Source organism: Psychroflexus sp. MES1-P1E (assembly GCF_002836055.1).
Classification (GTDB): domain Bacteria; phylum Bacteroidota; class Bacteroidia; order Flavobacteriales; family Flavobacteriaceae; genus Psychroflexus.
In genome coordinates this window covers 1-289 of sequence record NZ_PJBS01000059.1, presented here as the reverse complement: position 1 = coordinate 289, position 289 = coordinate 1, and the positions used below count along the sequence as shown (strand labels likewise).

The 289-nt window shown below is 35.3% G+C and carries 1 pseudogene; it reads right to left on the bottom strand.

The annotated features are described in order from the left end of the window. Positions 1 to 289: pseudogene (locus CXF67_RS19285) on the bottom strand (IS110 family transposase); the annotation flags it as partial.

The following is a 289-nucleotide window of genomic DNA, read 5'->3' as shown; positions in this document are numbered from 1 at the left end:
GCAACTTGTCCTCTAAAGTTTTTATCTCTTTTTTAAGCTGTGTTAAATTGCGCTTTAAAGATCTTACAACTGCTTTACTTGGCTCTCCCAAAACAGCTTCTCCATGTAATTTATTTTTTAACATAGTGCTCTGTTTTGTATATACAGATAGTGCTCTGGTGATTTGAAGACATTCCATCTCCTCCTTTGTGTTGCCCTTCCACAGTTTTAGAGCTACCTTTTGAGCATACTCACAAATAAGTTTTGAATCGCTCTTATCTGTCTTGATTTTTGACAACTTCATCTGTAT